The organism is Streptomyces sp. NPDC002044 (assembly GCF_040296725.1).
In the GTDB taxonomy this organism is placed as follows: domain Bacteria; phylum Actinomycetota; class Actinomycetes; order Streptomycetales; family Streptomycetaceae; genus Streptomyces; species Streptomyces antarcticus.
The window spans coordinates 1-8,724 of record NZ_JBEOXU010000200.1; the positions used below are offsets into that span (position 1 = coordinate 1).

General features: G+C 72.4%; 8 protein-coding genes and 1 pseudogene. 2 read left to right on the top strand and 7 right to left on the bottom strand.

The features are described 5' to 3' along the window. Nucleotides 1–270, top strand: a 270-nt coding sequence (locus tag ABT106_RS29280) for an ATP/GTP-binding protein (protein WP_351283318.1), incomplete at its 5' end; no start/stop codon positions are given. A gap of 168 nt (nt 271–438) precedes the next feature. Here the strand turns inward: ABT106_RS29280 and ABT106_RS29285 are convergent. Together ABT106_RS29285 and ABT106_RS29290 are read right to left on the bottom strand one after the other, a co-directional pair. Next, nucleotides 439–636 (bottom strand): acyl-CoA carboxylase subunit epsilon, encoded by a 198-nt coding sequence (locus ABT106_RS29285; RefSeq protein ID WP_267717656.1) that lies wholly within the window; start codon nt 634–636, stop codon nt 439–441. Between the two features lie 17 nt (nt 637–653). Beyond that, nucleotides 654–2,237, bottom strand: a complete 1,584-nt coding sequence (locus ABT106_RS29290) for an acyl-CoA carboxylase subunit beta (protein ID WP_351283322.1) — start codon at nt 2,235–2,237, stop codon at nt 654–656. A gap of 262 nt (nt 2,238–2,499) precedes the next feature. On the opposite strand from ABT106_RS29290, the gene ABT106_RS29295 reads away from it, so the two are divergent. Continuing rightward, entirely contained in the window at nt 2,500–3,111 is a 612-nt protein-coding gene (locus tag ABT106_RS29295; protein ID WP_351283325.1) for a YceI family protein, read from the top strand. A 27-nt stretch (nt 3,112–3,138) separates the two neighbouring features. Here the strand turns inward: ABT106_RS29295 and ABT106_RS29300 are convergent, their stop codons facing one another. The 5 genes and pseudogenes from ABT106_RS29300 to ABT106_RS29320 form a co-directional block, all read right to left on the bottom strand. Next, a complete protein-coding gene (locus tag ABT106_RS29300; protein WP_351283328.1) occupies nt 3,139–4,488 on the bottom strand; it encodes a hypothetical protein in 1,350 nt (449 codons plus the stop codon). An 87-nt stretch (nt 4,489–4,575) separates the two neighbouring features. Then, nucleotides 4,576–6,189 carry a citramalate synthase gene (cimA, locus tag ABT106_RS29305; protein WP_351283331.1) on the bottom strand — a complete coding sequence of 538 codons (1,614 nt, stop codon included), beginning with the start codon at nt 6,187–6,189 and terminating at the stop codon, nt 4,576–4,578. A 368-nt stretch (nt 6,190–6,557) separates the two neighbouring features. Then, a complete protein-coding gene (locus ABT106_RS29310) occupies nt 6,558–7,184 on the bottom strand; it encodes a TetR/AcrR family transcriptional regulator (RefSeq protein WP_351283334.1) in 627 nt (208 codons plus the stop codon). A gap of 18 nt (nt 7,185–7,202) precedes the next feature. Further along, nucleotides 7,203–8,207, bottom strand: coding sequence for an agmatine deiminase family protein (locus ABT106_RS29315; protein ID WP_351283337.1), 1,005 nt, complete (start codon nt 8,205–8,207; stop codon nt 7,203–7,205). Nucleotides 8,208–8,307: 100 nt separating this feature from the next. Continuing rightward, nucleotides 8,308–8,724, bottom strand: a pseudogene (locus tag ABT106_RS29320) (urease subunit alpha); the annotation flags it as partial.

Sequence of the window (8,724 nt, forward strand, 5' to 3'; positions counted from 1 at the left end):
GGCGCCATCGGCGCCATCGTCCTCGTCGACACCCGCCGCCTCGCCGACTGCTTCCCCGCCGTCGACTACTTCGAGAACAGCGGCCTGCCGTTCGTGATCGCCCTGAACGGCTTCGAGGGACACCAGCCCTACACCCCCGAAGAAGTCCGCGAGGCCCTCCAGATCGGCCCCGACGCCCCCATCATCACCACCGACGCCCGCCACCGCGCGGACGCCAAGAGCGCCCTCATCACGCTCGTCGAGCACGCCCTCATGGCCCGGCTGCGCTAGCGGCCGCCCACGGCATGCCGAAGGCCCCCGCGTCCGGGACGCGGGGGCCTTCGCCGTGCCCGGGGCCCGGGGCCCGGGGTGCGCGGACCGGGTGCGGGCCCCGGGCACGCGGGAGGCCCCGCACCCTTGAGGGTGCGGGGCCTCCCGGCGTACGGAGCCTCGCGGGGCTCAGCCCTGCCAGCTGTGCGGGGCGCGGAAGCCCGGCGTGCGCTCCAGGCGGCGCCAGCCGGCCTGGGAGCGGGGGGTGCGGGCGGGTGCGGTCTCCGGGGTGGCGGCGGCGCGGGCCAGCAGGATCGCGGTGATCGCGGCCAGTTCCTCGGGGGCGGCGTTGCCCTTTTCGACGCGGAGCAGGGTGTCGGTGCTCATCGGTGGCGTGTCTCCTCTTACTGCGGCGGGTTGCCGTGCTTGCGGGACGGCAGGTCGGCGTGCTTGTTGCGGAGCATCGCGAGGGCGCTGACGAGCGTCCCGCGGGTCTCGGCGGGGTCGATCACGTCGTCGACGAGGCCGCGCTCGGCCGCGTAGTACGGGTGCATCAGCTCGGCCTTGTACTCCTTGACCATGCGGACGCGCATGGCCTCGGGGTCCTCGGCGTCCGCGATCTGCTTGCGGAAGATGACGTTGGCCGCGCCCTCGGCGCCCATGACCGCGATCTCGTTGGTGGGCCAGGCGTAGGTGAGGTCGGCGCCGATGGACTGGGAGTCCATGACGATGTAGGCGCCGCCGTATGCCTTGCGCAGGATCAGCGAGATCCGCGGGACGGTGGCGTTGCAGTACGCGTACAGCAGCTTGGCGCCGTGGCGGATGATCCCGCCGTGCTCCTGGTCGACGCCCGGCAGGAAGCCGGGGACGTCCAGGAGGGTGATGATCGGGATGTTGAAGGCGTCGCAGAGCTGGACGAAGCGGGCCGCCTTCTCCGAGGCGTGGATGTCGAGCACGCCCGCGAGGTGGCCGGGCTGGTTCGCCACGATGCCGACGACCTGGCCGTCGAGCCGGGCCAGCGCACAGATGATGTTGCGCGCCCAGCGCTCGTGGATCTCCAGGACGTCGCCCTCGTCGACGAGTTCCTCGATGACCTTGAGCATGTCGTACGGACGGTTTCCGTCCGCGGGCACCAGGTCCAGCAGGACCTCCGAGCGCCGGCCGGCCGGGTCGGACGTCTCGTGGACCGGGGGGTTCTCGCGGTTGTTGGAGGGCAGCATCGAGATCAGGTAGCGGACCTCGGAGATGCAGGTCTCCTCGTCGTCGTACGCGAAGTGCGCGACGCCGGAGGTCTCGGCGTGGACGTCCGCGCCGCCGAGGCCGTTCTGGGTGATCTCCTCGCCCGTCACCGCGCGGACCACGTCCGGGCCGGTGATGAACATCTGCGAGGTGTCCCGGACCATGAAGACGAAGTCGGTCAGGGCCGGGGAGTAGGCGGCGCCGCCCGCGCAGGGGCCCAGCATGACCGAGATCTGCGGGATGACGCCCGACGCGCGGGTGTTGCGCTGGAAGATGCCGCCGTAGCCGGCCAGCGCGGAGACGCCCTCCTGGATGCGGGCGCCGGCGCCGTCGTTGAGGGAGACCAGCGGGGCGCCGGCCGCGATGGCCATGTCCATGATCTTGTGGATCTTCTGGGCGTGGGCCTCGCCCAGCGCGCCGCCGAAGATCCGGAAGTCGTGCGCGTAGACGAAGACCGTGCGGCCCTCGACCGTGCCCCAGCCGGTGATCACGCCGTCGGTGTAGGGCTTCTTGTTCTCCAGGCCGAAGCCCGTCGCCCGGTGGCGGCGCAGCTGCTCGACCTCCTTGAAGGAACCTTCGTCGAGGAGCAGCGCGATGCGCTCACGGGCGGTCAGCTTGCCCTTGGCGTGCTGGGTCTCGGTCGCCCGGTCACTGGGGCCGCGCCGCGCCTGCTCGCGCAGGGAGTGCAGCTCGGCCACGCGCCCGCGGGCGTCCGTGGGCTCGCTCGGGGTCTGGTCCACAACGGTCATGTACCGACCTTACGAAGCGAGGCGCGAAAAACCTCCGTTGATTCCGCACAGTCTCGGGTGTCTTCCGCTGTCCGGCCCGCACAGAAGGGCTCGGCGATGCGCGGACTCCGCCATACGGGGGACCGCTCCTTTGTCGATCCCCGACAAAGGGACAGGAGCGCCGCCCAAGAAGTTGAAATTTGAACGGAATGGGTCTAGCGTCATCCTCGTTGAAGTCGTTGAACATTCAACAGACACGCAGCACTCTACCGAGGAGGAAGCCATGGGTCTCTTCACCCGTCGCAGCCAGGACACGAACACCGCCGCCGTCGCCACGCTGGACGTGGATCCGGCCCTCGCCGCGCTCACCGGCGACTACGTCATCGACGCCTCCCACAGCAGCATCGGCTTCACCGTGCGCCACGCCATGGTGACCAACGTCCGCGGCAGCTTCGGCGAGCACGAGGGCCTCCTGCGCCTGGACGGCACGGACCCGTCCCGCTCCACCGCCTCCATCGACGTCACCATCGCCTCGGTCGGCACCGGCATCGCGGACCGCGACGGCCACCTGCTGAGCGGCGACTTCTTCGACGCCGAGCGCTTCCCCCTGATGACCTTCCGCTCCACCTCCGCGGCCCAGCTCGGCGGCGACGCGTACCGCGTCACGGGCGAGCTGACGATCAAGGACGTCACCCGGCCGCTCGCCATCGACCTGGAGTTCGCCGGTTCCGCCACGGACGTCTACGGCAACGAGCGCGTCGGCTTCGAGGGCTCCGCCGAGATCCTGCGCTCCGACTGGGGCCTGACCTGGAACGCGGCGCTGGAGGCCGGCGGGGTCATGGTCAGCGACAAGGTGAAGCTGACCTTCGACATCTCCGCGATCAAGCAGGCCTGACCCGCCGGACCCGGCCCCCGGGGGCGGCTACCAGCCGCCCCCGCCGTCGAATCCGCCGCCCCCGTCGAATCCGCCGCCCCCGCCGCCGAAGTCGGACGGGTTGAAGTCGGCCCCGGAAACGTCCCCGCCCTCGAAACCGCTCCCCGCGCCGCCGAAGTCCGAGGCGTAGGCGGGAGCGGCCATCATCGAGCCGAGCATCGTGCCCATCAGCAGACCCGGCAGCATGCCGCCGCCGAAGTAGCCGCCGGCCCAGGGCCCGTACGCCGGGCCGGCGTCGTAGTACGGGCGCGGCCCGTGCTCGGTGTCGACGGTGCGGACCGCCGGGTCGAGCCCGTCGCGCAGCCGTACGGCGTCCGCCGCGCAGACCGGTACGGTACGGGCCGCCCCCGCGGGCGGGGCCCACGCGGCGTCCTCGGTGCTGGGACCGTGCCGGGGGTCGAAGAAGCAGGGCGAGCGGCGCTCGGGCACCGGCTTGCCCTGACGGCGCGCGTCGAGGCGGGCCAGGGCGTAACGGCCGTCCTCCAGCGCCTGGGTGACCCCCTGGACCTCGTCCGGCCGCCGGACGGAGGCCATGATCTGTTTGGCCTTCTCGTAGGAGTCGAGCCCCTGCTCGTAGTCCTCGCGCATCGCGTCGTCGGCTCCGGGCTCCCCCGGGTGGAAGTCGAGCCGCTCCAGCTCCTCGCCGAAGGCCGTGATGTCCTCGTCGACGACGATGCCCAGGCGGGCGACCGCCTCGCGCCGGACCTCTTCCTTCCGCTTGCGGTTCCGCCGGACCAGCGCGTACGCGCCGCCGCCGCCGACCACCGCCACCGCGCCGAGCGCGATCAGGCCGCCGACCGGGGCGCCGTCGCCGGCTCCACTGGTGCCCCAGGAGGCCGGGGCGGAGCCCTTGGCCTGGCCGAGGGCCTGGTCCACGAAGGTGTCGAGCTGTGTCGTCGCGTCGGCCGGGCCGCCGGTCTTCACCGCCTCGGAGAGGTTCTGGACCGCGTACCCCGGCATGACGGTCCGGTCGGCGGCGGCCCGGAAGCCGTCGCCGAGGCGGATCGCGTACAGCCCCGTGATGCCGGTCTCGGCGCGGACCGCCGCGAGGACCCTGTCCTGCGGGAACTCCGCGGCGGCCGGCAGCACGGCGACGAACACCGGCTTCCCGGCGTCCTTGATCTTCTTCGCGAGCGCGTCCGCCTCGGCCCTGGGCAGCTGCGCCTCGGCCCGCGGATCGACGTAGACCGGGCCCTTCTTGAGGGCCTCCGCCACGGCGGCCGTCCCGGTGGCGGCCGACGCCTGTGGGGCGGCCACCACGAGGGCCGTCGCCGACAGGGCCAGCAGCAGACCGGCCAGCAGCGGTCCGGATCGTGCGGATATCAGCCTGGTCCTCATACCCACGACGCTACCCGAACCGGTACTTTCCCGTGTGAGCAGGACATAAGGGCCGCGGACAGCGCCCGGACGGCCGCTCGGCGGCGGCTACTCCGCCGGTTCCACGCCCGCGTGCAGGAGGCCGTAGGTGTAGGCGTCCTCAAGGGCCTGCCAGGACGCCGCGATCACGTTCTCGGCGACGCCGACCGTCGACCACTCGCGGACGCCGTCCGTCGTGGCGATCAGGACGCGGGTCGTGGACTCCGTGCCGTGCGTGCCCTCCAGGATGCGGACCTTGTAGTCCACCAGCTCGAACTTGGCCAGCTGCGGGTAGAACCGCTCCAGCGCCACGCGCAGGGCCCGGTCCAGCGCGTTGACCGGTCCGTTGCCCTCCGCCGTGGCGACGATCCGCTCGCCCTTGGCGCGCAGCTTGACCGTGGCCTCGTTGGCATGGGTGCCGTCCGGGCGGTCCTCGACGATCGCGCGCCAGGACTCCGTACGGAAGTACCGGCGGGCGCGGCCCTCGACCTCGGCGCGGAGCAGCAGCTCGAAGGAGGCGTCGGCGGCCTCGTACGTGTAGCCGCGCAGCTCCCGCTCCTTGACCCGCTCGACGACCCGGGAGATCAGCGCGCGGTCCCCGCCGAGGTCGACCCCGAGCTCCTTGCCCTTGAGCTCGATGGAGGCCCGGCCGGCCATGTCGGAGACCAGCATGCGCATGGTGTTGCCGACCCGCGCGGGGTCGATGTGCTGGTAGAGGTCCGGGTCGACCTTGATCGCGGAGGCGTGCAGGCCGGCCTTGTGCGCGAAGGCGGAGACGCCGACGTACGGCTGGTGCGTGGAGGGGGTGAGGTTGACGACCTCCGCGATGGCGTGCGAGATGCGGGTCATCTCGGCGAGGGCGCCCTCGGGGAGCACCGTGCGGCCGTACTTGATCTCCAGGGCGGCCACGACGGGGAAGAGGTTGGCGTTGCCGACGCGCTCGCCGTAGCCGTTCGCCGTGCACTGGACGTGGGTGGCGCCCGCGTCGACGGCGGCCAGGGTGTTGGCGACGGCGCAGCCGGTGTCGTCCTGGGCGTGGATGCCAAGGCGGGCGCCGGTGTCGGCGAGGACGGTGGCGACGGTGGCCGTCACCTGGGCGGGCAGCATGCCGCCGTTGGTGTCGCAGAGGACGACGACGTCGGCGCCGGCCTCGTGGGCGGTGCGCACGACGGACTTCGCGTACGCGGGATTGGCGCGGTAGCCGTCGAAGAAGTGCTCGCAGTCGACGAAGACGCGGCGGCCTGCGGCGACCAGGTGGGAGACGGTGTCGCGGACCATCTCCAGGTTCTCCTCGAGGGTGGTGCGCAGGGCCAGTTCGACGTGACGGTCGTGCGACTTGGCGACGAGGGTGATCACGGGGGCGCCGGAGGCCAGCAGGGCCCGCACCTGCGGGTCCTCGGCCGCCGAGCCGCCCGCCCTGCGGGTGGCTCCGAAGGCGACGAGCCGGGCGTTCTTGAAGTCGATCTCGGCCTGGGCCCGGGAGAAGAACTCGGTGTCACGGGGGTTGGCGCCGGGCCAGCCGCCCTCGATGAAGCCCACTCCGAAGTCGTCCAGGTGCCGGGCGATCGTCAGCTTGTCGGCGACCGTGAGGTTGATGCCTTCGCGCTGGGCGCCGTCGCGCAGCGTGGTGTCGAAGACATGGAAGCTGTCGTCGAGGACCTCTGCGACCTCTGTCGTCGTCATGCTGATCTGGCTCCTGTCGGATGGTGGGTCCGGATGTCCGGGATCCACTGCCTCCATCATCGCGCGCGGCCCGCTCCCGGCAGGGATGGTGCCGGGAAACGAAAAAACCCCTCGCGGGTAGCGAGAGGTCTGCGCGCGGGTCCGAGGCACGGTGGCCGCTTCCGCGAAGTTCTTCCGCGGTTCAGCGGCCCCTGGGGACCGGCGCGCTGCTGGCGATAATCATGAGCTGAGCAGGCACGCCCGCAGTGTGCCATACCGGTGGCCGTCCGCGGACACGGATCTCAGCATCCGGGCAGCCGGGGCGCGTGAGCCGGGCTGAGGGCGGCGGGCTGAGGGCGGCGGGCTGGGGCAGCGGGCGGCGGGCCCGCTCACGCCGGGGCGTGCGGGGTCAGGGTGTCGTCGAGGAACTCGCGCACGTGGGCCAGGATGGCCGCGCGGTCCAGCGTCGGCAGTCCCACCGCCAGCTGGATGCTGAAGCCGTCGAGGAGGGCCCGGATGCGGGCCGCCACGCGATCGGGGTCCACCGGCCGGAACTCGCCGCGCGAGATGCCCTCGGCGAGCAGCGCCACCAGGTCGCGGTGCCAGGCGCCCTCGATGGCGGCCTGCCGGTCGCGCTCCTGGGGGCCCGCGTTCTGCGAGCGGTTCCACACCTCCAGCCAGAGCGTCCAGTGCGGGTCGCGGGCGCGGGTGGGGACGTACAGGTCGACGTACGCGCGCAGGCGCTCGGCCACCGGTCCGCGGCGGGACAGCAGCCCGCGCCGCTCGGTGCCGAGCGCGGCCTCGCTCCACTCCAGGGTTCGCAGCAGCAGCTCGTCCTTGCTGCCGAAGTAGTACAGGAGGTGGCCGCTGCTCATGCCGACCTCGCGGCCCAGGCCCGCCATGGTCAGGCCCTCGAGACCGCGTTCGGCGATCGTGGCCATGGCGGCGACGAGGACGTCCTCGCGCGGGGGCGCGTTCTTGCGCGCCGCCCGTACCGGTACTCCACCCGCCACCATGGACCCACTCCTCGTCGGTCAGACCTTCGGCTGCTGCTGGGTGATGCAGTGGATACCGCCACCCCCGGCGAAAATCGTACGTGCGTCAACCAGTGTCACGGTCCGCTCGGGGAACAGTCCGCGGAAGATCTCGGCGGCCTCCTCGTCGCGCGGGTCGTCGAAGGAGCACAGGACCACGCCGCCGTTGCACAGGTAGTGGTTGATGTAGGAGTAGTCCACCCATTCCCCGTCCTCCTCCAGCACGGTCGGCGCGGGGACCTCCACGACCTCCAGCAGGCGGCCCCGGGCGTCGGTGGACGCCCGCAGGAGCGCGGCGATGGCCGTGCAGCGCTCGTGGTCCGGGTGGGCAGGGTCGGGCTGGGTGTGCACCATCACCACGCCGGGGCGGGCGAAGGCGGCGACGATGTCGACGTGGCCCTGGGTGCCGTAGGTGCCGTAGTCGCCGGCCAGGCCGTACGGCAGCCAGATCGCCTTCGTCGTGCCGAGGTGGGCGTGGATCTCGGCTTCGACCTGGTGGCGGGTCCAGCCGGGGTTGCGGCCCTCGCCCAGCTGCACGGTGTCGGTGAGCAGGACGGTGCCCTCGCCGTCGACGTGGATGGCGCCGCCCTCGTTGACGAGGGCGGTGCTGTAGGTGCGGCTGCCGACGAGGTCGGACACGTGCCGGGCGACCTTCTCGTCGTGGTCCCAGCGGGCCCACTCCTGGGCGCCCCAGCCGTTGAACGTCCAGTCGACGGCGGCCAGCGCGCCCGCACCGTCCGTGACGAAGGTCGGGCCGATGTCGCGCATCCAGGCGTCGTCGAGCTCGCGCTCGACCAGCTGTACGCCGTCGCCGACGACCGCGCGGGCGGACTCGGCGTCGCCCGGGGAGACCACGAGGGTCACGGGCTCGTACGCGGCGACCGCGCGGGCGACGGCCCCCCATGCCTCGCGGGCCTCGGCGAGTTCCTGCCCGGTGGTGAAGGTCGGGTTCGGGCTGGGCCAGGCCATCCAGGTGCGCTCGTGGGGGGTCCACTCGGCGGGCATCCGGAATCCGGCGTCGGCGGGCTTGCCGGTGGCGGCGGGCTTCGTGGCGGCGGCGGGCTGTGCTGCGGTCATGGCGGGGGTCCTTACGGGCAGGGCCGGCTTACAGGAAGTACAGGCGATTGAGGGAGACCGAGTCGGCGGCTTCGGAGCGCAGCGGTTCGCCGTCCAGGGAGACGAGCCCGCTGCGCGCGTCCACATCGACCGCGCCCACCCGCGAGTTCAGGAGGAGGTCCCCGGGGCCGATCCCACGGGCGCCGCGGACGGCGACGCGGCGGCGGCGGGTGGGCATCTCGTCGCCGCCGAGCGCGGCGGCCGCGGCGGAGACGAAGGCGACGGAGATGTCGGCCGCGGTCGCCCCGTACGAGCCGAACTGCGGTCCGAGGACGAGGGGTTCGCAGGTGTCGGTGGCGGCGTTGGGGTCGCCGGTGACGCCGTAGGCGGGGAAACCGGACTTCAGGACGAGCTGGGGCTTGGCGCCGAAGAACGGCGGGCGCCACAGGACGATGTCGGCGAGCTT